The 22548-nt window shown below is 58.2% G+C and carries 26 protein-coding genes and 1 pseudogene; 14 read left to right on the top strand and 13 right to left on the bottom strand.

All coding sequences use genetic code 11. From position 1 onward, the window contains the following. Position 1: 1 nt before the first annotated feature. The 4 genes from KJS47_RS19780 to KJS47_RS24425 form a co-directional block, all read right to left on the bottom strand. On the bottom strand, positions 2–298 hold the full coding sequence (locus tag KJS47_RS19780) for a hypothetical protein (RefSeq protein WP_213526958.1): 297 nt from the start codon (positions 296–298) through the stop codon (positions 2–4). Then, a complete protein-coding gene (locus tag KJS47_RS19785; RefSeq protein WP_249716566.1) occupies positions 295–603 on the bottom strand; it encodes a helix-turn-helix transcriptional regulator in 309 nt (102 codons plus the stop codon). The genes KJS47_RS19780 and KJS47_RS19785 overlap by 4 nt, the downstream gene beginning before the upstream one ends. Positions 604–667: 64 nt before the next feature. Continuing rightward, entirely contained in the window at positions 668–922 is a 255-nt protein-coding gene (locus KJS47_RS19790) for a hypothetical protein (protein ID WP_213526959.1), read from the bottom strand. Positions 923–943: 21 nt separating this feature from the next. After that, a complete protein-coding gene (locus KJS47_RS24425) occupies positions 944–1135 on the bottom strand; it encodes a helix-turn-helix transcriptional regulator (RefSeq protein ID WP_374707051.1) in 192 nt (63 codons plus the stop codon). Positions 1136–1320: 185 nt separating this feature from the next. Here KJS47_RS24425 and KJS47_RS19800 point away from each other — a divergent pair, with 185 nt between their 5' ends. Together KJS47_RS19800 and KJS47_RS19805 are read left to right on the top strand one after the other, a co-directional pair. Then, positions 1321–2070, top strand: coding sequence for a helix-turn-helix domain-containing protein (locus KJS47_RS19800; RefSeq protein ID WP_213526963.1), 750 nt, complete (start codon positions 1321–1323; stop codon positions 2068–2070). A 397-nt stretch (positions 2071–2467) separates the two neighbouring features. Then, positions 2468–3562, top strand: coding sequence for a site-specific integrase (locus tag KJS47_RS19805; RefSeq protein WP_213526965.1), 1095 nt, complete (start codon positions 2468–2470; stop codon positions 3560–3562). A gap of 74 nt (positions 3563–3636) precedes the next feature. Here the strand turns inward: KJS47_RS19805 and KJS47_RS19810 are convergent, their stop codons facing one another. From KJS47_RS19810 to KJS47_RS19820, 3 genes are all read right to left on the bottom strand, one after another. Next, the gene (locus KJS47_RS19810) at positions 3637–3990 is read right to left on the bottom strand and encodes an O-methyltransferase (RefSeq protein ID WP_213526967.1); all 354 of its coding nucleotides are present in this window, start codon (positions 3988–3990) and stop codon (positions 3637–3639) included. A 153-nt stretch (positions 3991–4143) separates the two neighbouring features. Further along, complete coding sequence (locus tag KJS47_RS19815) at positions 4144–4536, bottom strand: VOC family protein (RefSeq protein WP_213526969.1); 393 nt, start codon at positions 4534–4536, stop codon at positions 4144–4146. Positions 4537–4652: 116 nt separating this feature from the next. Beyond that, on the bottom strand, positions 4653–6446 hold the full coding sequence (locus KJS47_RS19820) for a M3 family oligoendopeptidase (protein WP_213526971.1): 1794 nt from the start codon (positions 6444–6446) through the stop codon (positions 4653–4655). Between the two features lie 202 nt (positions 6447–6648). On the opposite strand from KJS47_RS19820, the gene KJS47_RS19825 reads away from it, so the two are divergent. The 3 genes from KJS47_RS19825 to KJS47_RS19835 all read left to right on the top strand — a co-directional run bounded on the left by KJS47_RS19825 (position 6649) and on the right by KJS47_RS19835 (position 8358). After that, positions 6649–6870 (top strand): YycC family protein, encoded by a 222-nt coding sequence (locus KJS47_RS19825; protein WP_213526973.1) that lies wholly within the window; start codon positions 6649–6651, stop codon positions 6868–6870. Continuing rightward, positions 6867–7121, top strand: a complete 255-nt coding sequence (locus KJS47_RS19830; RefSeq protein ID WP_213526975.1) for a hypothetical protein — start codon at positions 6867–6869, stop codon at positions 7119–7121. The genes KJS47_RS19825 and KJS47_RS19830 overlap by 4 nt, the downstream gene beginning before the upstream one ends. Before the next feature lie 118 nt (positions 7122–7239). Then, positions 7240–8358 carry a GGDEF domain-containing protein gene (locus KJS47_RS19835; RefSeq protein WP_213526977.1) on the top strand — a complete coding sequence of 373 codons (1119 nt, stop codon included), beginning with the start codon at positions 7240–7242 and terminating at the stop codon, positions 8356–8358. A 156-nt stretch (positions 8359–8514) separates the two neighbouring features. Here the strand turns inward: KJS47_RS19835 and KJS47_RS19840 are convergent, their stop codons facing one another. Beyond that, positions 8515–9198, bottom strand: coding sequence for a DUF2225 domain-containing protein (locus KJS47_RS19840; protein ID WP_213526979.1), 684 nt, complete (start codon positions 9196–9198; stop codon positions 8515–8517). 33 nt (positions 9199–9231) lie between these two features. Continuing rightward, complete coding sequence (locus KJS47_RS19845; protein WP_213526981.1) at positions 9232–9612, bottom strand: globin domain-containing protein; 381 nt, start codon at positions 9610–9612, stop codon at positions 9232–9234. Between the two features lie 454 nt (positions 9613–10066). Between KJS47_RS19845 and ylbJ the strand changes: the two genes are divergently transcribed. Both ylbJ and KJS47_RS19855 read left to right on the top strand, forming a co-directional pair. Then, complete coding sequence (gene ylbJ / locus KJS47_RS19850) at positions 10067–11296, top strand: sporulation integral membrane protein YlbJ (protein ID WP_213526983.1); 1230 nt, start codon at positions 10067–10069, stop codon at positions 11294–11296. A 248-nt stretch (positions 11297–11544) separates the two neighbouring features. Then, positions 11545–12360 (top strand): NAD kinase, encoded by an 816-nt coding sequence (locus tag KJS47_RS19855; RefSeq protein WP_213526985.1) that lies wholly within the window; start codon positions 11545–11547, stop codon positions 12358–12360. Positions 12361–12472: 112 nt separating this feature from the next. Here the strand turns inward: KJS47_RS19855 and KJS47_RS24290 are convergent, their stop codons facing one another. Both KJS47_RS24290 and lipA read right to left on the bottom strand, forming a co-directional pair. After that, the gene (locus KJS47_RS24290; protein WP_283772096.1) at positions 12473–13369 is read right to left on the bottom strand and encodes a YutD family protein; all 897 of its coding nucleotides are present in this window, start codon (positions 13367–13369) and stop codon (positions 12473–12475) included. 169 nt (positions 13370–13538) lie between these two features. Continuing rightward, positions 13539–14420, bottom strand: a complete 882-nt coding sequence (lipA, locus tag KJS47_RS19865) for a lipoyl synthase (RefSeq protein WP_213526987.1) — start codon at positions 14418–14420, stop codon at positions 13539–13541. Positions 14421–14664: 244 nt separating this feature from the next. Between lipA and larE the strand changes: the two genes are divergently transcribed. From larE to KJS47_RS24295, 4 genes are all read left to right on the top strand, one after another. After that, entirely contained in the window at positions 14665–15513 is an 849-nt protein-coding gene (gene larE / locus KJS47_RS19870; RefSeq protein WP_213526989.1) for an ATP-dependent sacrificial sulfur transferase LarE, read from the top strand. Further along, on the top strand, positions 15510–16289 hold the full coding sequence (gene larB, locus KJS47_RS19875; protein WP_213526991.1) for a nickel pincer cofactor biosynthesis protein LarB: 780 nt from the start codon (positions 15510–15512) through the stop codon (positions 16287–16289). The genes larE and larB overlap by 4 nt, the downstream gene beginning before the upstream one ends. After that, positions 16286–17365, top strand: coding sequence for a nickel pincer cofactor biosynthesis protein LarC (gene larC / locus KJS47_RS19880; RefSeq protein ID WP_213526993.1), 1080 nt, complete (start codon positions 16286–16288; stop codon positions 17363–17365). The genes larB and larC overlap by 4 nt, the downstream gene beginning before the upstream one ends. 169 nt (positions 17366–17534) lie before the next feature. Continuing rightward, the gene (locus tag KJS47_RS24295) at positions 17535–17657 is read left to right on the top strand and encodes a hypothetical protein (RefSeq protein ID WP_283772097.1); all 123 of its coding nucleotides are present in this window, start codon (positions 17535–17537) and stop codon (positions 17655–17657) included. Here KJS47_RS24295 and larC2 read toward each other — a convergent pair. Beyond that, positions 17638–18162: a nickel pincer cofactor biosynthesis protein LarC2 gene (larC2, locus tag KJS47_RS19885; RefSeq protein ID WP_213526995.1), complete on the bottom strand. Its 525-nt coding sequence runs from the start codon at positions 18160–18162 to the stop codon at positions 17638–17640. The two genes, KJS47_RS24295 and larC2, sit on opposite strands and share 20 nt — an antisense overlap. A gap of 234 nt (positions 18163–18396) precedes the next feature. Here larC2 and KJS47_RS19890 point away from each other — a divergent pair, with 234 nt between their 5' ends. Then, a complete protein-coding gene (locus KJS47_RS19890) occupies positions 18397–19449 on the top strand; it encodes a M23 family metallopeptidase (protein ID WP_283772098.1) in 1053 nt (350 codons plus the stop codon). Between the two features lie 39 nt (positions 19450–19488). Here KJS47_RS19890 and KJS47_RS24150 read toward each other — a convergent pair. Beyond that, positions 19489–19710 (bottom strand): annotated as a pseudogene (locus KJS47_RS24150) (aminotransferase class I/II-fold pyridoxal phosphate-dependent enzyme); the annotation flags it as partial. Between the two features lie 264 nt (positions 19711–19974). Between KJS47_RS24150 and KJS47_RS19895 the strand changes: the two are divergent. Together KJS47_RS19895 and KJS47_RS19900 are read left to right on the top strand one after the other, a co-directional pair. Continuing rightward, positions 19975–20568, top strand: coding sequence for a c-type cytochrome (locus tag KJS47_RS19895; protein WP_213526999.1), 594 nt, complete (start codon positions 19975–19977; stop codon positions 20566–20568). 20 nt (positions 20569–20588) lie between these two features. Beyond that, positions 20589–22538: a plastocyanin/azurin family copper-binding protein gene (locus KJS47_RS19900; protein ID WP_213527002.1), complete on the top strand. Its 1950-nt coding sequence runs from the start codon at positions 20589–20591 to the stop codon at positions 22536–22538. The last annotated feature ends 10 nt before the right edge of the window (positions 22539–22548 follow it).

The raw sequence follows: 22548 nt of genomic DNA on the forward strand, positions 1-22548 counted from the left end.
ATCACCCACTCTTGACGGGCCGCCTTAGCTCCCCCTGTCGCTCCTGCATTAGCCGCAGGCATTCGTCTATCCCAAGTTCATTCCACATCATCTGCAGGGCCGGGCTTACTAACCAGTCCGCCGAATCATCATCCCGGGGCACCCCATTCACGTCCAGAATGCAGTTCAAGATCGCCGCCTGCATGTCTTCAAGCGCCAGCACGGTCACGCCGCCGGCCTTCAACTCCTGGTTCTTCTCTTCCAGAGCCTTGAGCAGCTGCCGTAGCGAGAACGTGATCCGCCAGTTCCGGTGACTCATCTTACCGCCCCCGTTCCGTCTCGTTGCTGCCTATCCAGCCAGAGGAAGAACTGATCCCGGTAAACCATCTTCCGGCCCTGAACTTGTAAAAGCGGGAATGTAGGGTCTTTGAAGAGTTCATAAACCGTGGACTTTGAAACCCCGAGAATCTCGATAATATGCTTAGCGTTCAACACAAGCGGGTAATCTGCTTTCTGAATCATGTGCTGCTGTTCTGCCGCCTCCGGCTGAATATAGCTGGTATCCGGCTGTAGAATAAACCGCATAGGAGCCGGCTGAGTGTTCGCCGATTGGAAACCGTTCATTGGTTTCACCCTTTCAAGATTGTTATTGATGCGATACAAACTCGTGCAGGCCCGAAAATGAGGGCTAGAGAGTCACCTTAGAGCAAATGTATTCTTCTATGCGTTTCAAGTCTTGCAGGAGCTCTCCCAGCGTCTTCGCGGTCGATTCCTTAACCTTCATCTTGGCAAGGTGCTTGATCGCCGTTTCCAACTTTGTGAAATAACCATGAGTTACGTATTTCTCATAACCCTTCTTGTCGAAGCTACCGGTATATTCCTTGATGATGAACTGGTACGGATCTGATTCGATGAAGAGCTTGTCCTCGATTTGAATTTTCATTACAAACAATCCTCCCCCTTTTTAACTCGCTGTGTTATTTGGCTTCTCAATTACGAAGATGTCATCCCATTCCACGTTTAAGACTTCAGCTATACGTTTAGCAATCTTAGGACTAGGACACCGATCTCCATTTGTAATCTGAATAGTCATCGCCTTCGAAAGGTCAATTTTTTTAGCAAAATCGGCCTTAGAATATCCATTCTTCAAAAGCACAATGTTGAAACTCTCGGAGTCTTTGAGTTTAATTTTCAATCCTTCTCACCACCTATAACTTTTGTTATTGATTGCTATTGTTATGAGTATATTCGAACTCGATAACTAATGCAAGGGGTTATATTAAATTTTGATTGCAGTAGCTATGGTTTGGGGTTTAATATAAGCTTTAAGGAGGGGTAGTAATGGACGCTGTAGAGTTCGGAGAGTATCTTAAGAACTTAAGGGAAAACGCAGGACTTTCAATGGGGCAACTATCTAGGGCAGCGAAGGTGTCTCAGCCCTATATTTCTCAACTGGAAAGTGGTCAAAGAGGAGTTCCCTCACCTGAAATAATCAAAAAGCTGCATTCTCCATTGAATATTTCCTACTCAGAAATGATGTTTAAAGCGGGGCATATTGATTCGAAGATGCTGGATCTAATTACAAATTACGAAGAAATAGAAATTGAACTAAAAAGTGCTTTGTTGACTACCTTAGCCGCGTTCACTGATGGTGTCGGCTACTTCAAGCCAGAGTTACGTAGGGACGTATTTAATGCTTTTAAAGATCACGTTATGGGTCCTGATTTTTATGAATTTAACGATAGGTTTGAAGCAATGCTTATAGAAAAAGATGAAGATCCAGAAAATATCAATGCGGATGATGAAGAAGATTTTTATGAACAATTTGATCGGCTTTATAACATGAGAAACCTTTCGTATCAACTTATCGAGTATATAAGTGACGAATCAAAAGAAAAAATATTAAGCCAGCTTAAGAGTATTGCTGAGACGAAATATATTGCCGTCCCCAAAAAAGATACTTCAAATAAATCAAAAGATCTGATCGAGATATTAGAAGATCCTCAGCTTACTTACTCTGGTCAAGTTCTAAGCAGATCGGATAGGGATCGTATAATAAGCGTTTTAGAAATTCTTTTCCCCGAACGTTAGTCCCCATTTGAATGTCCTCTAATTAGTGTGGATAGTCAAAAGTGTAACTGTCACCTAATTAGCGGTATGTACTGTCACCTTCCTAGGTGACAGTCATTGATCTTGGAGCGGCGGAAACCGGGAGTTTTTGCTGGCATTAACCCCTCACCGAGTTGCATTTTGGTGAGTTATTGCATGCAGAAACCCCTGGTTCAAGTGTAGTTATTGCATACATAAACCACCTTCATAAGGGGTCCATTTCACCCAGCACATAACACATTGGGGCAAGGGAGGGCGTACAAGCCTTATACAGGCCGGGAAACCCTTCTAAAGATCCAAGTAGGATAAACTCACCGTCTGAAAGGTTAGGCGCCTTCATTCCCCTATTTTCGAAGTCTCACCAAAGGAGGACAAGAACATGAAAGGTTATTTTCGTAAGCGTGGCGACAAGTGGTCATTCACGCTGGACATAGGTCGTGACCCAATCACGAACAAGCGCAAGCAGAAGACAGCAAGTGGATTTGCAACGAAAAAGGAAGCGCAGAAAGCATGTGCGGAGTTGATCACGGAGATCGAACGCGGAAATGGAACTGCCGTTATGGCGAAGGATACGGTAGGGGAATTCATGCTTAACTTCTTGGAGAACACCGTTCAGCAGAACGTAGCTCAGAATACCTATGAGGGGCAGTTGGCTTATGCCAAAAACCATATCATCCCTCACATTGGGCATATCAAACTGAACAAGCTGACCCCAATGGATATTCAAAAAATGTACAAGGCCTTAACGGACCAAGGTTTTTCAGCCGGCCACATCCAGAACATAGGTAACCTGGTCACCAAAACGATCCGAACCGCTGTTGAGTGGGGGTATATGTCGAAAGACGTAGCTGCCGTGGCAAAGAAGCCTTCCTACAAGCAGCCGAAGATGAAGGTATGGACAATGGAAGAGGCTCAGCGCTTTCTCGATGCAACCAAGGAATGCCGCTACCATGTCGTTTACATGCTCGCTCTGTCCACCGGTATGCGTAAGGGAGAGATCCTGGGGCTTCAGTGGGATCACATCGACTTTAAGAACCGAAACATCCATGTTCAGCAAACGATTGTGTATGCGGGCAATCAACTATATCTGAAGCCTCCAAAGACTGAAGGCTCCAAAAGAACGATCAGCATCCCGGAACAAGTGGTTAAGTATTTGCGGTCATACAAAATGAAGCAGGTACCAAACTCATTGAACCTTGTGGTCACTGGCTCGAAGATGGAACTTTTGTATCCTTCAGCGCTGGACAAGCATTACGATCACGATATAGCTTTAGCAGATGTCCCGCGCATCAGATTTCACGATATGCGGCACACCCACGCTACCACTCTGCTGCAGCTCGGCGAGAACCCTAAAGTAGTCCAGGAGCGTTTAGGCCATGCGAGCATCAATGTCACGCTAAACACGTATTCTCATGTCCTGCCTAATATGCAGAAGTCAGCCGCCGAGAAACTCGACTCTGCTTTTTCTTTTTGAGTCCAATGTGGTCAAAATGTGGTCAAGCAGAATGTCGACAAAACAAAAACCCTTAATCTACAAGGGTTTTTGCACTAAATATATGCTAATTTGTAATTCGACTCGAACTGCACGCTCGCGCAAAGCGCCCCTTGCCGGAGAGCGAATTCGAAGAAAATCTCTCCGTGAGTCCAATGCTTCTTGTGCCTTAGCGATTCGACCGCCATCTCGCGGAAGACCTTGACCTGGCTCTCCGTCAAGCCGCGGCAGCAAGCCTGGAAGCTGCCGGCCTTGCTCTCCAGCGGAAAATGGCGGACGCCGAATTTCCCGATGGCATTGTTGCGAATCTGAATGAAAACGGTTCCAGAATCGAGTTGGCGAAGCTCCTCGTTTATTTCATGAAAAACGAGTTCGATTTGCCGGTTTAGCGGCAGTTGGTCTACGGACACTAATGACCCCCCAGTCTGTTCAACAAGATAAGATAAAGTATGTAAATCTCATGACCTATTATACGGGGGCCATTGTCATAATTCAACAATTATTTACAGAATTATCCTATACTAAGGACCTATACGCCCTTTCCTCCGCATGAGTCTCTGGAATCACTCGCTATCAAGCCGTTCGGCATTCAGCTCAATGACGTTCCGGTCGGGGTCCGTCAGATAGATCTGGGGGAATCCGGCCCGCGCATGCGGCCTCGCCTCATGGACGACTCCGAGCCGCTCCAGATGCTTAAGCGCCTCCCGGTAGTTCGCCACGCGCAGCGCAAAATGCCCGTCCTGCGAGTCCGCTCCGCCCTCCCTCAGCGTCTCGCCGTCGTACACAATCAGATGCAGCTGCTGCCCGGTGTCCCCCACGGCGAACCACGCTCCCGCAAAGTCGAACGGCGGCCGTGCTATCTCCTGCAGGCCCAGCACCTCCCGGTAGAACGCCCGTGCCGGCTCCAGCTCCCGCACGTTCAGACTGACATGATGAATTCCCGTATAGGTCAGCATGAAGTCCCTCCTCCTATATCGAATGGTGGCCCTATAGAGAAAGAAAGCCCGGAACAAGTCCGGGCCTCATCCAGGGCAGGACGGCCTCCGTGAGCCGCCTGACCCTCCTCGGCCGCTTAGCCGTTTGTCATCTCGATAAACTGCTCGACGTCCCGCACGGCCAGGTCGACCGCCTGCTGCCAGAACTCCGGCTGCTCGAGATTGACGCCAAGATGCTTGAGCGCCAGCTCCTCGACAGTCATCCGGCCAGTGTCGCGCAGAAGTGCGATATACCGGTCCTCGAACCCGCTGCCTTCCTTCTCTGCGAACGCATAGATGCCCGCGCTGAACAGATAGCCGAACGTATACGGGAAGTTGTAGAACGGCACGTCCGTAATGTAAAAATGCAGCTTGGACGCCCAAAAATGCGGATGGTATTCGCTCAGCGCATCCCGGTACGCTTCCCGCTGCGCCTCAACCATCAGCTCGCTCAGCTGGTCGGCACCGACGATTCCCTTCTTCCGCTCCTCGTAGAAGCGCGTCTCGAACAGGAACCGGGCGTGAATGTTCATGAAGAAGGCGATCGACCGCTGGATCTTGTCGTCGAGCAGAGCCAGCTTCTGGCTGGCATCCTCCGCCTGCCGCACGGCCGCATCGCTGACGACCATCTCCGCGAAGGTCGAGGCCGTCTCCGCTACGTTCATCGCATAGTTTTGCGACAGAACTGGCAGATCGGTCATGACGTGCTGGTGGAAGCCGTGTCCGAGCTCGTGCGCCAGCGTCGAGACGTTGTCCGCCGTTCCGCCGTACGTCATGAAGATGCGCGTCTCCTCGCTGACCGGGAACGACGTACAGAAGCCGCCGGGCCGTTTGCCGGGTCTGTCCTCGGCCTCGATCCAGCCCTTCTCGAACGCCATCTCCGCGAAGTCCGCCATCTTGGGACTGAAGCGCCGGAACTGCTGGACGATAATCTTCGCCCCTTCGTCATAGGTGAAGGTGAGATCGGCCGATCCGATCGGTGCTTCGACGTCATGCCAGGCGAGGCGCTCCACGCCCAGCAGCTCGGCCTTCCGGTTCATGTAGCGGACGAACACGTCCTTGTTGCGGTCGATAACCTCCCACATGACGTTCAGCGTCTTGGCGGACATCCGGTTGATGGATAGCGGCTCCTTGAGCACCGAATCCCAGCCCCGCTGCTTGTAGAGCTGCAGACGGAAGCCGCCGAGATGATTAAGCGCGTCGGCGCAGAAGTCTTCGTAATTCTCCCAGGAAGCTTCCCAGCTGTCGAACAGAGCGGAGCGCTCGGCGCGGTCCGGCGAATGCAGCTTGTTGGAAGCCTGGCCCGCGGACAGCAGGACGACGCCGTCCTTGGTTTCGTGGGGAATTCTCACCTGGCTGACCGTCGTATCGTACAGCTCCCCCCATCCGTGGTACCCGTCCACGGCGAGCGCGCTGACGAGCGCTTCCTGCTCCGGAGGCAGCTTCTCCTTGCCGTCCATCCGCCGCTCGTTCAGGGCAAAGGCGACGGGGCGCCAGCGCTCCTGATGTAGCAGTCCCTCCCACACCCGGTCCGGAATGGCGAGGAGCAGGCTGTCAAAGCGTGTCAGCGCGGAGTGGAATTCGGCGTTGAGCGATTTGACCTTGCCTCCGAGCTGAACCGCCCGCTTGTCGTCCTGGTTCTCGGCGGCGAGACAGGCGGTGAACGAATCGGCCTGCATCAGGTCGCCCATGAGGTGCTGCAGAGTTTCGACCAGGCCGGAGAGGGATTCCGCCTCCTCGGCCGTCACCGGCTTGCCGGCCCCTGCCAGCTCCTGCCGGAATGTCTCCAGACGAGCGCTGATGTCATCGAGGAACCGGGCGAACTGCGGAGACTCGCTTCCTCCCGGGAATAAGCTGTCCAAATCCCAAGTTTGCCGCAATGGATGCTGCATACTGAATCCTTCCTTTCGCGCAGATGAATTGGCTTTCCTTTCCTCATTAAAACACAAACCTCCGAAAAACCGAAATAGCCCGCCCCCGCTCGGATTCCCTCCCCGGCCGGTCGGTTGCCGCGGCCGAACGGAGTGTGGTTAAATAGGGGATATCCACCCGACGTATGTGCGCATTCGCCGGGATAAAGAGGTGACGCTAGACATGAGACCGCTGCAAATATCCGCCGACACGGCCGTCAAGCTGGCCGAGAAGCTGCGCATTCCGATTGAGCAGCTGATGCATATGCCCCAGCACATCCTGCTGGCCAAGCTGGCCGAGCTCGCCAAGGAAGAGGGCGCGGCGCCTACTGCCAGCGCCGACGAGTCCGGTGAACCGGCGGAACGGAAGTCCGGAACCGGCGAATCCGCGGAGGACGGAGAATGATTCCGTTCTCTCACACCTGGCCCTACGAGCAGATCCGCTCCGATCTGTACGTGCAGGAATGCCCGTTCTGCGGGGCGGAACGGGTGCTGCTTCCGCTGAAGCCGCAGGACCGGGAGCTGATCCATGCCGGGGCCAAGAAGCTGCTCGTCTTCCCCTGCTGCTTCGGCAAGGCGACGCTCGTCGACTTTGATTCCGATTATATGCTCGCGGACAAGCCTTTACGCGACCAGCAGACCAAACGGAGACGCTAGCTAGAAAAATTAGGACTTTCCTCCCAGATGCGGGAGGATTTTTCCATAATGCAGGGAATAGGAGTATACAGAGAACCTGAGGTAACTCTTATTTCACGAATATGGACGAGTGATTCGAATGGCCGAAACGTTACTGTTCCTGATTAATGCCAGCACTCTGCTTTCGCTGAGCTACCTGGCCGGCAAGTGCCGCTCCTTTGTCGAGGGCCGGGAGTGGGTGCTGGTTCCCCTTTTGAGCGGCCTGGCCGCCATTCTGCTGATGCTGCAGCCTCTGCCGGGCATCGGGCCGGTGCCCGACCTGCGCTTCCTGCCCGTTGTTCTCACTGCGCTCCGGTACGGCCCATCCCTATCTCTTTTGTCGACGCTGCTGCCCTTCTCGTTCTCTCTGCTCGTTCAGGAGACCGGCTGGGCATGGCACAGCTTTGACGGCCTCCTGCTCCCCTCCGTGCTCGCCTCGCTCCTCCATCGCCGGGCCTGCCGGGACGGCTGCACCGGCATTCCGGTGCGGGCAGGCTGGCGGGCGGCCGCTTTGAGTACGGGAGCCGCTCTCCTGCTGCAGCTGATTTTGCCGCGAGGCGGGGGGTTGGAGGAAGCGGGAGCCGCCTTGCTGCTTTTTGCCGTCTCGGCCGTCTCCCTGACGGTTCTGATCCTGCTGCACAACGAGGAGAACCGCAGCTGGGTCGAGCAGCGGAGACTGGAGATGAAGGCGAACCAGGACACCCTGACGGGGCTTCCGAATTTGCGCAGCTTCCTGGACATCGCCACCCGCTCGCTCGCCAAGGAGCGGATCGCCATCCTCATGGTCGACATCGACAACTTCAAGCAGTTCAACGACCGGTGGGGGCATGTCCAGGGAGACCAGCTTCTCCGGCAGGTCGGCCGCCGTCTGCAGGCGCTCATTCCCGAGCAGGATTACATTGCCCGCTACGGAGGCGAGGAGTTCATCCTCCTCAGCCACGGGCCGGAGCCGGGCCGTCTGGGCTGTCTCGCCGAGGAGCTGTGCGCCGAGGTCGTCCGGCTCTCCCCGAGTCAGCCTGCGACGGGCGCTCCCATGGACGCGAATACGGGGCCGGATGTCTCGATCTCGATCGGCATCTCCATCGCGGAGCAGCCCGGCGCCAGCCTTCTTGCACTGATCGAGCAAGCCGACGAGGCGCTGTATGCGTCCAAGCATTCGGGTAAAAACCGGCATACGTTCCATACCAAAACCGCCCCCGCGCAGACATACTCTGCGTGAGGGCGGTTTTAGGCCGTTTATTCGTGGTTGAACCTAAGAAACGACGGTATAGAGAAGGCTTGTGGCGGGAGCGATGGAAGTCGCTGGCCGCCGGCGAGCGGTGAGGAAGCGGAAGCGGTGGAAGCGGCTGTCAGCAAGCCGCGTAGAGAGGACCGGTCACTTTTCCGCCGCTTCTTCTACTCCGGCCGCCCTCATCTCCTCCCGGACGGCCGCCCACTGCTCGCGGCTTGCCCGGATCATCGTCGCGTCAACGATGGATTGATCGTTCACGACCCGCGAGAACCAGCGGACCGCTTCCGCGAAACGGCCCAGCCGCCGGTTCAGCTCGCCCAGCAGATAGAGCAGCCGGGCGCTGTCAGTGACGACCCGCTCCGTCTCGAACACGGACAGGTACGCCTCGAGTGCGTGGGCGAGAAACCGCTTCTCCTGGGCCTCGTCTCTCTGCTCGCGATACAGCCAGGCGATATGGTGCAGCAGATTGGCGACGACCCGCGGCGGCTCGTCCTTCAGCTGGGCGCACAGGAGCGCCAGCTTGTACGCGTCCAGCGCTTCCTGCCAGGAACGCTCGCCCCCGTAATCCCTCCGCTGCCAGCCGGCGCTGATCTGCGCGCGGATCTGCTCACGCTGTGCATCAGTCGGTTCCGCAAAATGCTCACTGAATGCGTATCCGCAAGCCGGGCAGACGCGCACAGCGTAATAGTCCGGATTGATCTGCCGGTAGGAGCGGCAAAAATCGGTGTCCACGTGGTGGGAGCGCTTGAAGCTCGGCCGGACCCGCGAAGTGGAATACCCGGTCCCGCAGGCGGGACAGGTCTGGTTGACGATATACAATGGTTCCATGCTGTTCATCCCCGACGTTAGTTAGTGGTGGCCTTATTGATTGATGAAGTGGTAGGCGGGGGCTTTGAGCCGCTCCAGAACCGCTTCGCGGAGCGCGGGATCGCTTACCGTCTCGTCCAACGCTCTCTTCATACAAGCGAGCCAGGCGTTCGCCCGCTCAAGTGTTACCGGAAAAGGCAGATGCCGCGCACGCATCATCGGGTGGCCGTAGCGCTCCGTATACAGAGGCGGACCTCCAAAAAACTGGCTCAAAAACAGCAGCTGCTTCTCCATGACCGGGGTAATGTCTTCAGGGAAGATCGGCCCGAGCAGCGGGTCCGCCTGCACCTTCGGGTAGAAAGCTTCGACGAGCCTCCATACTCCCTCCTCCCCGCCGAGCGCTTCGTAGATCGTCACGCTGTGATCGGTATTCATGCGCAATCTCCTTCTCTATCTAGAATCCGCGTCGTCTTCCGCGGAATCCATCAAATTTTCCTTAATGACAAAAACAAATCCGCAGACCAGAAGAGCGATAAGGATAGCACCCATTCGGTTCTTCCTCCTTCATTGGATTCGACGTTTGGTTCCATTTTACCATAATCGGGCACTGTTCAACGGAACATTGCAGATTTGTTTCGTTTTTCACCAAAAAAATAGGCCTTTGGCCGGACAAGCCCGTTCTGCCCATCCACCGATTCTGGTTGCCCGGCATGTCCGCCGCCGTCTGCTCATATAGTGGGATTAGCCCGGTTTCCCCTCTTTCGGGATCCGGGCAGCTGCATCCGCTGTTCCGCTATCGAGCGGGTTCGGCGGATAAGCCCGAAGCCCGTTCCCCGTGGATCCGAATCCGCCGGACGGCTCCGGGCAGCTGGAGGAGGAGGCCAAGCCCATGCTGCGCAAGCTTATACACCCGGTCGGATGGACGGCGGCTGCCGCCCTGTTCCTGACCGGTCTTCTGTTCTTCTACCCGTTTCCGTCCCTCGAAGCGGCGCTGCGCGGCGTTTCGATCTGGTGGGATGTGCTGTTTCCCGCTCTGTTTCCGTTTTTCCTCATCTCCGAGCTGATGCTCGGCTTCGGGCTCGTGCATTTTTTCGGCGCGCTGTTCGATCCCCTCATGCGCCCCCTGTTCCGGATTCCCGGCATCGGCGGCTTCGTCATGGCAATGGGCTTTGCGGCGGGCTATCCGGTCGGCGCCCGCCTGACGGCTCAGCTATGGAGCCAGAGGCTGGTCAACCGGGAGGAGGGCGAACGGCTCGTCGCCATGACGACGAGCGCGGATCCGATCTTTTTGATCGGCGCGGTATCCGTCGGTTTTTTTCAAAATGCGGAGCTGGCCGTCGTCCTGGCCGCTGCCCATTACGGCGGAGCGGTTCTGCTCGGGCTCCTGATGCGGTTTCATGGATCGCGGGCCCCGGCTACCGAACGCTCGTCCTCCCTGGACCAAGAGGCCGGTCCGCTCCTGAAACGCGCCTTTGCCTCCATGCACGAAGCCCGGCTGAAAGACGGGCGTCCACTCGGTCTGATGCTGCAGGAAGCGGTCTCGTCTTCGCTTCGCCTTATGTATGTCGTCGGGGGGCTTGTTGTCTTTTTCTCGGTCGTGATGGAGGCGTTGCGGCTGAGCGGGGCGCTGGCTCCCGTCTACGCCTCCCTTCAGACGGTCTTCCAATGGCTGGCGGTGCCCGGTGCACTCGCCGACGCCGTGGTGAACGGGTTCTTCGAGGTGACGCTCGGCGCCAAGGCGGCAGGCCAAGCTGCAGCCTCCCCCCTCCTGTATAAAGCCATGCTCGCGGCCTTCGTCCTGTCGTGGGGCGGATTATCTGTCCATGCCCAGATCGCGAGCCTGCTGCATCAGACGAACCTTCGCTATGTGCCGTTTCTCGTCGCCCGGTTCCTCCACGCTGTACTGGCGGCTGTGCTCGTACCGATCGTTTGGACGCCTCTGCAGCCGGTCATGGCGGTGTGGAGCGGAACGGCTGGCGACCTCTCCGTAGGGTACGTGCCCGATTGGGGACGTACGCTCGCGGGCTCGGCCACGGCTTTGCTGCTCGTACTGGCTGTTCTGATGCTGCTCAGCGTCCTGCTCTGCTTTCTGAGCCGACGCACGCCTTCCGGGCGGTAAAGCCGCTGGCTGTTCCATCCTCATTCTCCGCGCCGCTTGTGCCCCGTTCGCATTTCCTTTGCGCCGCCTGGCCGGTCGTACCCCGCCCGCGTTCCTTTATATCGCTCGGCCGCTTGTTCCACCTTACGTGTTTCCTTCTCACCGCCTCTACCGACAAAAAGCGCCATTCGCCCTTCCGCCATTGTGTTCTGACCCCGGATTAGCTATCATGATGGGAGTAGCAGCACTAAATGGAGGAGGCTCTTCCTTTGAAGTACTTCGTAGTAGACCGTGGCGACGAGATTTCCTTGAAGCTGACGGAGCAGTTCCATCAGCTGGCCGCTTCGTACGGCATGATTCTGTCCGACGAAAGCCCCGATTATGTCGTGTCCATCGGCGGAGACGGCACGATGCTGCATGCGTTCCACCGGTTCATCAACCGGCTGAACGACATAGCCTTCGTCGGGATTCACACGGGCCGTCTCGGCTTCTATGCCGACTGGACCCCGGACGAGATTGAGGAGCTCGCGAGAGTGATGAACTCTCCCGCGGAGGCGGATCATCTGCGCATCGTCCGCTATCCGCTGGTCGAAATAGCGATCACCACCAAGAACGGAGAAACGGAGACCCATGTAGCGCTGAATGAATTCACGCTCCGAGGCATCGAGGAGACGCTGGTCGCACAGCTGAACATTAACGATGTTACGTTCGAGATGTTCCGGGGGGACGGCATCTGCATCTCGACCCCGTCCGGCAGCACCGCCTACAACAAGGCGTTGAACGGCGGACTGATCCATCCGTCCATCGAAGCGATCCAGATCGCCGAGATCGCTTCCATCAACAACAGGGTCTTCCGGACGCTCGGTTCGTCCATGATCCTGCCCAAGCACCATCATTGCGATATCTACCCGCACGCCAAGCGGCGGTTCCTGCTGTCGATCGATCATCTGCATGCCCAGCGCAGCGATGTCGTGTCCATTCGCTGCCGGGTTTCGGACCGCAAGGTCCATTTTGCCCGGTTCCGGCCCTACCCGTTCTGGTCGCGGGTCCAGCGGGCGTTCATCGGCGACGACTTTAATAAATAAAACTCTCCCAAGCGAGCCGCCGTCAGACAGCAGCGAGCCCCCGGTCAAAATGACCGGGGGCTCGCTTTGTTACGCGGGGATTAGCGGGGAAGCCGCTTCCCCCTTGCACGCTCTATTCGTCTCTGCGCGGCGCCTGCTGGCGGGGCTCCTGCGCCTGCTGGCGAGGCTCCGACGCCTGCTGGCGAGGCTCCGACGCCTGCTGGCGACTCTCCTGCGCCTGCTGGCGAGGCTCCGACGCCTGCTGGCGAGGCTCCGACGCCTGCTGGCGGGGCTCCTGCGCGTGCTGGCGGGGCTCCGACGCCTGCTGGCGAGGCTCCCGCGGCGTCTGGCCGGCCTCGGGCGACTTGCCGCTGCTACCCTGCTGCGGCTTGGACGGCTTCGGCTGCGCTTGAGGGGCCGCCTGCTTCGGCTTACCGCCCTGCTCCTGCTGGCGCCCGCCCTGCCGGCCCGGCTTGCCGCCAGTCGGCCGGGTGCCGGTGCCGTGCGTCTGCGCCCGCTGCCGGGACGCGCCGGACGGCTTGCCCTTGCCCGGCGCGCCAGACGATCGACCGGCACGCCCGCCGTGCTGGTCGGAGGCCGAGCGGTCCGACCCGTCGCGATCCCGGCGCGGCCGTCCCTCCGCCTGCTGGTCGCCGGCCGACTCCTCCTTGGGAGGTGCGGGCCGCAGCCCATGCCGAATCTCCCTCGCTTCGTTGACCGGTTCCTCCGGCGCGGACGGATCGGGCCGCTGCGGCTTGGCATTCAGCTTGTGCAGAATGAAATACGCACAGCCGAAGTTGCAGTACTCCTGCAGGTAGTCCTCCAGCAAGACGATCGAAGAATCCTTGGTCGCCTTGGGATGGGCTTCCTTGAAAAATCCGCGCAGGCGCAGCTGGCTGTAGCCCCAGTCGCCGACGATATAATCATACCGTTCCAGCACTTCGCTGTACCGGTCCCGAAACGCTTCCAAATTCCAGCCGTTTTTGTTTTCCTTCACGAGCTCATACGTATTGCCGCCGACATGATACACCTGGTTGCTTCCTCCTTCTCCTCCCGCCGATTCTTCTCCGGCCTTTCTCAAGGTGCTCGTCCGCTCTCCGGGCTGCGAAATCGTTCCCGCCCGGGCGTCCTTTCTCATCGGGTATGCCGGTCGGCCGAACCTCATGGTCCGGCCCTTGCTATGCTAGTGGCTCCGTCTGTTAGTTGTTCAACGCAGCACTGGCCGCCTTGGCCTGCTCTCCGGCATGGTAGGAGCTGCGGACGAGCGGGCCGGACTCGACGTGGCTGAAGCCGCGCTTCATGCCCTCTTCCTTGAGCGCCGCGAACTGCTCGGGCGTATAGTAGGCCGCCACCTTCATATGCGATTTGGTCGGCTGCAGATACTGGCCGATGGTCAGGATCGCCACGCCCGCTTCCCGCAGGTCGTCCATCGTCGCGAGCAGATCGTCCCACGTCTCTCCGACCCCCACCATAATGCTCGATTTGGTCGGAATGTTCGGCGCGATCTCACGCGAGCGCTTCAAGAGCGCCAGCGTCCGCGAATACTTCGCCTTGGAGCGGACGCGGTCGGACAGCCGCTCTACCGTCTCGACATTGTGGTTCAGCACGTCCGGCTTCGCTTCTAGCACCGTCCGAAGCGACTGCTCGTTCCCCATGAAATCGGGGATCAGCACCTCCACGGTACAGAGCGGCAGCCGTTTGCGCACCGCGCGGATCGATTCAGCGAAGATCTGAGCCCCGCCGTCGAGCAGATCGTCCCGCGCGACGGAGGTGATGACGCAGTGTTTGAGGCCCATGCGTTCCGCCGCCTCGGCTACGCGCTCCGGCTCCTGCAGGTCAAGCTCCGTCGGACGGCCGGAATTGACGGCGCAGAACCGGCAAGCCCGCGTGCAGATGTCGCCTAGAATCATGAAGGTGGCGGTTCTGGCCGCCCAGCATTCGTATATATTGGGGCACTTGGCCTCTTCACAGACCGTATGGAGCGTCTTGGAACGCATCATTTGCTTGATCTCTTGGTAGTTGTCTCCGGTGGCCAGCTTCGTCTTGAGCCATTCCGGCTTGCGCTTCAATTCCACAGACATGGATCTCCCTCTTTTCTATCCCGAGCTTCTATGGTGGTCCACGAGCGTTCCGGGTATATCCTTCGGTTGTATGGTGGTATTATAACACGATTGCCCGTCCATGCCACGCTTTCGCGTGCGATCTCCTTCCTCCCGCCTCTCCCGGAGGCGCCCCGTCTTTTCCTCCCGAATTTCGGAGGGGTTGTGCCGCTAACACAGCCACATATGATAAAATGGTGCCAACACATACGGAGGGGTGTCAACTATGGAAACAGCGCTTACCATCCAACAGAAAAACGAAAAGCTCGGCGAGCTGCTCCGCGGCATGGGCCGCGTCATGATCGCCTTCTCCGGAGGCGTCGACAGCACCTTCGTACTGAAGCGCGCCCAGCAGGAGCTTGGCGACCAGGTGCTGGCCGTCACGGCCGCCTCCGAGACCTTCCCGTCCCGTGAATTCGACGCGGCCGTGGGCCTGGCCGAGGAGATGGGCGTCCGCCTGACCAAAACGGAGGTCAAGGAGCTCGAGAACGCCGATTTCGTCGCGAATAACCCCGACCGCTGCTATCACTGCAAGACGGGGCTCTATATTCATCTGCAGAATCTTGCCCGGGAGATGGGCTATCCTTATCTGCTCGACGGCTCGAATGTCGACGATCTCGGCGATTACCGGCCAGGGCTGAAAGCGAAGAACGAGCAGGGCGTCCGCAGCGTGCTGCAGGAAGCCGGACTGACCAAGGACGAGATCCGTACGCTCTCCAAGGAGCTCGGGCTGCCGACCTGGAACAAGCCGTCGTTCGCCTGTCTCTCCTCCCGCATTCCTTACGGGACGCGAATCGAGAAGCACAAGATCGACCAGCTGGACGAGTCGGAGCATTTTTTGAACCAGCTCGGCTTCTACCAGGTCCGTGTCCGGCATCATGACAAGATCGCCCGGATCGAGGTCATGCCTGCCGAGCTGCCCAAGGTGCTGGAGCACCGGGATGCCATCTACGCAAAGCTGACCTCGCTCGGCTTCCAATACGTCACGCTCGATCTGATGGGCTACCGGACGGGCAGCATGAACGAGGTGCTCAGCTCATCCGATAAGGCCAAGGCGAAGGAAGCGTCGGTATGAGCGGCCTGGACGATCTGCTGAAGCAAGTGCAGGCGGGCGAGCTGGATCTCCCCGTGGCGAAGACTAGGCTGGAGGCGCTGTGGCAGGACCGGCGGGTGGACGACCTCGGGTTCGCGCAGCTCGACCTCGAGCGGGAGCAGAGAGTCGGCTTCCCCGAGGTCGTGTTCGGCGAAGGCAAGACGCGGGAGCAGATCCTCGCCATCCTGCAGCGCCTCGTCCTTCACGCCGACCGGGTACTCGCGACCCGGGTGGATGCGGACAAGGCCGAGTGGATCGTACCGCAGCTGGCCGGCGCCGTCTACCATCCGGAGGCCCGCGCGGTGACCTGGTTCAAGCAGACGCGTCTCCGGGTGCATCCCGGCTATGTCGCGGTCGTCTGCGCCGGCACCTCGGACTTGCCTGTCGCAGAGGAGGCCGCCCTCACCGCCGAATGCATGGGCAGTCACGTCGAGCGGGTGTACGACGTCGGCGTCGCCGGCATCCACCGGCTGTTCCGCAGGCTGGACGTCATCCGCGGCGCCAACGCCGTCGTGGTGGCCGCCGGCATGGAGGGCGCGCTCGCCAGCGTGGTCGGAGGCCTCGTCAGCGTCCCCGTCATCGCGGTGCCGACGAGCATCGGCTACGGCGCCAGCTTCCAGGGCCTCGCCGCCCTCCTCTCCATGCTGAATGCCTGCGCCCCCGGCATCTCGGTCGTCAATATCGACAACGGCTTCGGAGCTGGCTACAACGCAGGGCTAATTAACCAAAACTTGGCGAAGGTTGTGAATCCGACATGAAGATCGCGTATTTTGACTGCTTCTCGGGCATTAGCGGGGACATGGCGCTCGCCGCTCTCGTGGACGCAGGAGCCGACCGGCATTACATAGAGGAGGAGCTCGCGCGGATCCCGTTCGAGCCGTTCTCCCTTTCCTGGAAACGGGTGAACAAGCGGGGCATCTCCTCGCTCAAGATGGACGTCCTGCAGGACGAGCACGACAAGCCCCATCATCACCGGCATTACGCGGATATCGTCAAGATGATCCGGTCCGCCGGCTTCAGCAAGCGGACGACCGAGCTCAGCCTCGCCATTTTCGAAAAGATCGGCATAGCGGAGGGCAAGATCCACGGCATCCCGCTCGAAAAAGTCCACTTCCACGAGGTGGGCGCAATCGACTCCATCGCCGATGTCATCGGCGTCGCCTTGGCGCTCGATTCGCTTGAGCTGGAGCGGATCTACTGCTCCCCCGTCGCGCTCGGCAACGGCATGATTCATATCGACCACGGCCATTATCCGGTGCCGGCTCCCGCCACGCTCGAGATGATGATCGGCTTGCCGGTCGCAGCTTCCCCCTACCGCAAGGAGCTGACTACGCCTACGGGAGCGGGCATCGTTTCGGCCGTGGTGGACAAGTTCCTGCCCGGTCTGCCGAACATGACCGTCGAGGCGGTCGGCTACGGGGCGGGCACCCGCGATCTGCCGGACCAGCCCAACGTGCTGCGCGTCGTCATCGGCCGGGCCGACCCCAGTTTCCCGGCCGACCATGTCCGCCAGCTGCTGCCCATTCACGAGCATGTGCATGAGCACAGTCACGATCATGACCACCCTCATCACCACCATCATGGACATGATCATGAGCACGAGCACGGACATCATCACAGCCACGACCATGACCATGAGCATGGACATCATCACGGCCACGATCACGACCATGAGCATGGACATCATCACGGCCATGAACACGAGCACGAGCATGAGCATGAGCATCATCGCAGCCAGGAGCACGGGCACCGTTCCGACGAGAAGGAGGCATCCCTTCCTCACGGTATGGAGGCCGACAGGGAGCAATCCGCCCCGCCCGGCCCCAAGCACTAATCAACCACAAGACAAGAGGCGGAAGCTCGAGCTTCCGCCTCTTTTCGTCCCCCCTCTAGCTTCTTGCAGCCAAGCAGACGCAGCTGAACCCAGCTCGGCGTTCCGCCTGTCCGATCCTTATGCCATTCCGCTCATTTTCCCAACTTCCTAATCGAAAGGAGGCTACGCGATGCAACCCGGACGCCGGTCCAAGTCCTTCGTCGTGCTGCTCGCTCTGGTCTGCCTCATCCCGCTCGGCCTGCTGGGCCTCTTCCTGCTCATGCTGCGGGCGGTCAACGCCCCGAACGGTTAGTTCCTCCGCTCTCGTCCGCGCCGTCCACCTTCCCGTCCCGAGAAGCGAGGAACCCTCTCCTCGCCTCCTCGTAGACGGCTTTGAGCGGAACGTTATGCTCTCTCGCCAGTCGTTCGCAATCCCTGTTTTCCGGTGCGAATTGAACCAGGTCCCCCTTATAGCGGCCGACCTTGACGGAAACCGTTCCCCATGGCGTCTCAACCGGCTCGAACGACCGGGCGAGGCGATGGCAGGCCGCACGGACATACCGGAGTCCGAGCGTGGAGGTCTCGGTAAAGATAATGGACTCGAGGTCCCCCAGCTTCGCTTCATCCGTCAGCACGTTGAGCATGAGGCCGGGCCGCCCTTTTTTCATTAGAATCGGGATCCAATAGACGTCGTTCGCCCCCGCCTCAAGCAGCCGATCCGTCACGTAGGGGCAGTGCTCGGGGTTCATATCGTCGAGATTTGCTTGGATGATCAGCATGCCCTCGTCGACATGCTCCTCGCGATGCATAAATGGCATAATCCTTCCTCCTACCGGGCCGCAGGAACGAGCCCTTCCCGGTCCGTCCCCATTGCCTTCCGTTTGCGTCCCATTATAGTCCGGCATTGTCCGACGGCGCAATCGAAAGGTCCACATCCCTATCGCGTTCTGTCTTCCTATTTTCCCGGCATAAAACCCGGACCGGCGATTCATCCTATAGAACAAACGGCTGCGGATGCCGCCGCCAACCGAAGAACCGAAGGAGGGGTACAAGTGGGCTCTCGACTATCCCGAATACGCCGCATAAGCGGCAGTTTGGCTGTATGCTTGCTGGGCGGCTCCCTTCTGTTGGCCGTCCCGGCGTTAGCCGAACCCGATTCGCTTCCTGTCATTCAGGAGGAGGAGGCCGCCGCCGTTCAAACCAAGCAGTACGCCGAACGCAAGGATTTGTTCCTGAAGGTGGAGATGCTCACCGGCATCCCCTGGTACCGGCTGGCGGCGGTCGATCAGTATGAGAGGGTGCTCGGCGTCGCCCAGAAGCGCAAGCCCCGGCCCGGCTCGCTAACCTCGATCCACTATACCGAGGCCGAATGGGCAGGCCCGCTCAACCCCGACCCGAACGACCGGAATCTGCGCTCGATTGCCGTCTTTCAGGGCAAGGGCAGAGACGGAAGCGGAGACGGACTGGCCGACCGGACGAACGACCTGGATGTGCTGATGGCGACCGCTCAGTTTCTGCTGCGATACGGAACGGCCGATGAGGACTGGAATATCGGCGTCTGGGAATATTACCAGAACTCGCGCAGCGTCGAGCGGATCGAGCAGTTCGCCAAGCTGTACGAAACGTTCGGGAAGCTGGATCTGGGAATGCATGCGTTCCCGCTCCCTCTCAAATCAACCTATTCGTATAAAGGAACGTGGGGCGCTAGCCGGGGCTGGGGCGGCCACCGGATTCACGAAGGCACCGATCTGTTCGCGGGCTACGGGGTGCCGGCCCGCAGCACCGTATACGGGGTCATCGAGGAGAAGGGCTGGAATCCATACGGCGGCTGGCGGATCGGCATCCGCGACCTGAATGGGATTTATTATTATTACGCCCACCTGTCGGGCTTCGACAAGCGGCAGAAAGTCGGAGACGTCGTCAAGCCGGGCCAGACGCTCGGCTGGGTCGGCAGCTCCGGCTACGGCAAGCCTGGCACCTCGGGCAAGTTCCCGCCTCACCTGCATTTTGGCATGTACCGGGATTACGGCATGGCGGACTGGCCGTTCGATCCGTACCCCCATCTGCGCAAATGGGAACGGGAGGAACGCGGCAGGGCCAAGTAACACTTGGTCCTGCCGGGACTGCGGCTTGGCCTGACTAGGGTCCACTTTGACGGCGAGGATGCCCGGATGCAGTCCGCATAGCTTGCCGAACAGCGACTTGTGCAGCGAGTCCTCGAAAACTGGCCGAAGCAGGCGCCGTCGGTGACGGCGACCACGTTCACGCCGGCTTCCGTCCCCGCTTGGATCGCTTCGACAATACGGCGGCCGGCTCGGCGTTTAGCCGGTCGGGTTGTTCGGGAAGTTCAGCATGACAAGCTGTTTGAAATAAGCAATCGTGAAAATTATAATGAGAGAAAACCTGTATCATGCTGTGGTGTTACGGGATTTTCTTAAGCATAAAAATATGGAGTGAGATCCACCTTGGTGCAAGGTGGATTTTTTGTTGTTGCCAGAAACTTAAGCATATCTAACCTCCGGTTGTGCCGCCGTCCTTCAACAAAAAAAATCCGCCAACCCCCAAACCGATTTCGCTTGGATAACGTTTCCTTAAAATACAACAGTGAATTGGAAGAGAGGGAGAGCCTATTGAAGAACGCGGGAACGCTCGTGTGTCTTGTACTGGCAACTATACTGCTGGCCGGATGCGGCAAAACCGCCCCTGTAGCGCAGTCCGTAACGCAGGTTGACGCGACGCCGAAGCCGGACCCAACGCCTAAGGCGGAGTCGTCGCCGAAGGCGGAGCCAACGCCGAAGGCAGAGCCGTCGCCGAAAGCAGAGCCGTCGCCGAAAGCAGAGCCGTCGCCGAAGGCGGAGCCGTCGCCGAAGGCGGAACCAACGCCGAAGGCGGAGCCAACGCCGAAGACCGAGCCGTCGCCGAAGGCGGAGCCGTCGCCGAAGGCGGAGCCGTCGCCGAAGGCGGAACCAACGCCGAAGGCGGAGTCGTCGGCAGCCGTCGCCGCGCAGGCAGAGGCAGTGTATAAGGGCAGCTGCATGGCCTGCCATGGCGATCAGCTGCAGGGCAAGCTCGGCCCTAACTTGCAGAAAGTTGGCGGGCGATTGAATAGGGACCAGATCGCCAAGCAAGTGACGGGCGGAGGTAGTGATATGCCAGCCTTTGGAAGCCGGCTCTCTCAAGAAGAGATTGAAGCTCTTTCCTCCTGGCTGGCGGGAAAGAAATAGATCACTAAGGAGGGATTGCAATGAAGGTATTCAAAAGAATCGCGTGCGCCTGTCAAACTCTTCTGCTTGCCTGCGGCACCTTGTTTGCATCGGCGGCAACGGCTGCAGAACCGCCCACTACTGCGTCCATCGTATCGGATGCACAGCTCGTCACCGAGCTTGGCATTCTGCAAGGAGACGAAAGCGGGGTTGGTGCGGCTTACTTGAATAAGCCGACTACCCGCATTCAGGCAGGCATCTTGTTCCTCCGCCTGAAGGGCCTCGAGCAGGAGGCGCTGGCCTACAAGGGCACTGACAATTTCTCGGATGCCTCTGAAGTGTGGAGCGGCGGCCAATCCATACTCGCCTATCTGAGGGCGAATCCGTCCCTGGGATGGGTCGGAGTGGGCGGCAACCAATTCGATCCGCTTTCCGTCATCACCGCCGAGCAGTATTACAAAGTTTTGCTTGAGGTGCTCGGCTATAAGCAGGATTCGGACTTCGAGTTTAAAAATGTGATGGCCTTGGCCGGTACCGTCGGATTGGGAAAAGCGGGAACCGCCAAGCCATTCACGAATCTTCACATCGCCACGGCAACCGTAGAAGCATTGGCCGCTAAGATCAAAGGCCAAAGCAAGACGCTTGCGGAAGTCCTCGTTGAAACGGCGAAGCTGAATGCCGACAAGCTAAGACCGCTCAGCTATGCCAAGCTGGAGTTCGCCGCCAAGGCACAACTCGGAACGTACCTAGTTGACGGAAGCGGAAGGACGCTATACTACTTCAGCAAAGACTCGGCGGATCTCAATGCCTGTCAGGGCAAGTGTTTGGAGAATTGGCCGGTGTTCTATTCCGATAAGCTGAAAGTGCCTGCCGAGCTTGATGCCGCCGATTTTGGAGTCATAACGAGAGCCGACGGGACTAAGCAGACGACGTACAAAGGATGGCCGCTCTATTATTTCGCCGGCGACAAACAAGGAGGAGACACGAACGGGGAGGCCGTCAATAACGTTTGGTACGTAGTGGAAGCGCCGTCTTTTGCCGCCATCGGAAACAAAACCGGGCTCGGCAATCATTTGACTGATGCGAATGGACGGACTCTGTACTATTTCGATAAAGATACGCCGGGTATTAGCGTCTGCAGCGGCAAGTGCCTGGAGAATTGGCCGGTATTCTATGCGGAAGGCATTCAGGCGCCAACCGGAACGAAGCAGGAAGACTTCGGTGTTCTCGTCCGTTCGGACGGTACGAAGCAGACCACATTCAAAGGCTATCCGCTATATTACTTCGTCCATGACCTTAAGCGGGGCGATACGAATGGACAGGATGTGAACAAGGTCTGGTTTGTCGTCGATGTTTCCAAATTCAAGGATACAACAGCCGAGAATCCAAGCGTGAAAACAGCGGTTTCGAGCGAGCTCGGATCCTATTTGGTGGATTCCCGCGGCAAAACGTTGTATCTGTTTACGAAAGACGAAGCCGATCTGTCTGCCTGCCAAGGCAACTGTTTGGTGAATTGGCCGATCTTCCATAGCGATGGGCTGACGGTGTCTGCGGACCTGAATAGGGACGACTTCGGGACGATCACGCGCGCCGACGGTACGATGCAGACGACCTACAAAGGCTGGCCTTTGTACTACTTCATAAAAGATGTCCTTCCTGGCCAGACGCTTGGCCAAGACGTGAACAACGTCTGGTACGTACTCGATCCGCTCAAAACGAAGGAAAGAGCGCAGACAAAAGAGTACGCAATTGAAATCGCCGACTTCCAATTCAGCATTCCCGAGCTGACGATCGAAGCGGGTTCCACGGTTACCTTTACCAATCATGATAGTGTCAAGCACAACGCCGCGGCTGTGGACGGCTCCTTCCGCACCAAGCTGCTCGCAAACGGAGAATCCGAGACGGTTCTGTTCGCCAAACCTGGCGTTTACGAATATGTGTGCGAACCTCACAAATCGTTCATGAAAGCTACCATCATCGTGAAAGAATAAGCACCCTCGC

The sequence above is a fragment of the Paenibacillus sp. J31TS4 genome, assembly GCF_018403265.1.
Classification (GTDB): Bacteria; Bacillota; Bacilli; order Paenibacillales; family NBRC-103111; genus J31TS4.

Excerpts from the sequence above, each read along its gene's own strand:
- KJS47_RS19780 (WP_213526958.1), bottom strand. The coding sequence starts at position 298 with ATGAGTCACCGGAACTGGCGGATCACGTTCTCGCTACGGCAGCTGCTC.
- KJS47_RS19785 (WP_249716566.1), bottom strand. The coding sequence starts at position 603 with ATGAACGGTTTCCAATCGGCGAACACTCAGCCGGCTCCTATGCGGTTT.
- KJS47_RS19790 (WP_213526959.1), bottom strand. The coding sequence starts at position 922 with ATGAAAATTCAAATCGAGGACAAGCTCTTCATCGAATCAGATCCGTAC.
- KJS47_RS19800 (WP_213526963.1), top strand. The coding sequence starts at position 1,321 with ATGGACGCTGTAGAGTTCGGAGAGTATCTTAAGAACTTAAGGGAAAAC.
- KJS47_RS19805 (WP_213526965.1), top strand. The coding sequence starts at position 2,468 with ATGAAAGGTTATTTTCGTAAGCGTGGCGACAAGTGGTCATTCACGCTG.
- KJS47_RS19815 (WP_213526969.1), bottom strand. The coding sequence starts at position 4,536 with ATGCTGACCTATACGGGAATTCATCATGTCAGTCTGAACGTGCGGGAG.
- KJS47_RS19820 (WP_213526971.1), bottom strand. The coding sequence starts at position 6,446 with ATGCAGCATCCATTGCGGCAAACTTGGGATTTGGACAGCTTATTCCCG.
- KJS47_RS19825 (WP_213526973.1), top strand. The coding sequence starts at position 6,649 with ATGAGACCGCTGCAAATATCCGCCGACACGGCCGTCAAGCTGGCCGAG.
- KJS47_RS19830 (WP_213526975.1), top strand. The coding sequence starts at position 6,867 with ATGATTCCGTTCTCTCACACCTGGCCCTACGAGCAGATCCGCTCCGAT.
- KJS47_RS19835 (WP_213526977.1), top strand. The coding sequence starts at position 7,240 with ATGGCCGAAACGTTACTGTTCCTGATTAATGCCAGCACTCTGCTTTCG.
- KJS47_RS19840 (WP_213526979.1), bottom strand. The coding sequence starts at position 9,198 with ATGGAACCATTGTATATCGTCAACCAGACCTGTCCCGCCTGCGGGACC.
- KJS47_RS19845 (WP_213526981.1), bottom strand. The coding sequence starts at position 9,612 with ATGAATACCGATCACAGCGTGACGATCTACGAAGCGCTCGGCGGGGAG.
- ylbJ (WP_213526983.1), top strand. The coding sequence starts at position 10,067 with ATGCTGCGCAAGCTTATACACCCGGTCGGATGGACGGCGGCTGCCGCC.
- lipA (WP_213526987.1), bottom strand. The coding sequence starts at position 14,420 with ATGTCTGTGGAATTGAAGCGCAAGCCGGAATGGCTCAAGACGAAGCTG.
- larE (WP_213526989.1), top strand. The coding sequence starts at position 14,665 with ATGGAAACAGCGCTTACCATCCAACAGAAAAACGAAAAGCTCGGCGAG.
- larB (WP_213526991.1), top strand. The coding sequence starts at position 15,510 with ATGAGCGGCCTGGACGATCTGCTGAAGCAAGTGCAGGCGGGCGAGCTG.
- larC (WP_213526993.1), top strand. The coding sequence starts at position 16,286 with ATGAAGATCGCGTATTTTGACTGCTTCTCGGGCATTAGCGGGGACATG.
- KJS47_RS24295 (WP_283772097.1), top strand. The coding sequence starts at position 17,535 with ATGCAACCCGGACGCCGGTCCAAGTCCTTCGTCGTGCTGCTCGCTCTG.
- larC2 (WP_213526995.1), bottom strand. The coding sequence starts at position 18,162 with ATGCCATTTATGCATCGCGAGGAGCATGTCGACGAGGGCATGCTGATC.
- KJS47_RS19900 (WP_213527002.1), top strand. The coding sequence starts at position 20,589 with ATGAAGGTATTCAAAAGAATCGCGTGCGCCTGTCAAACTCTTCTGCTT.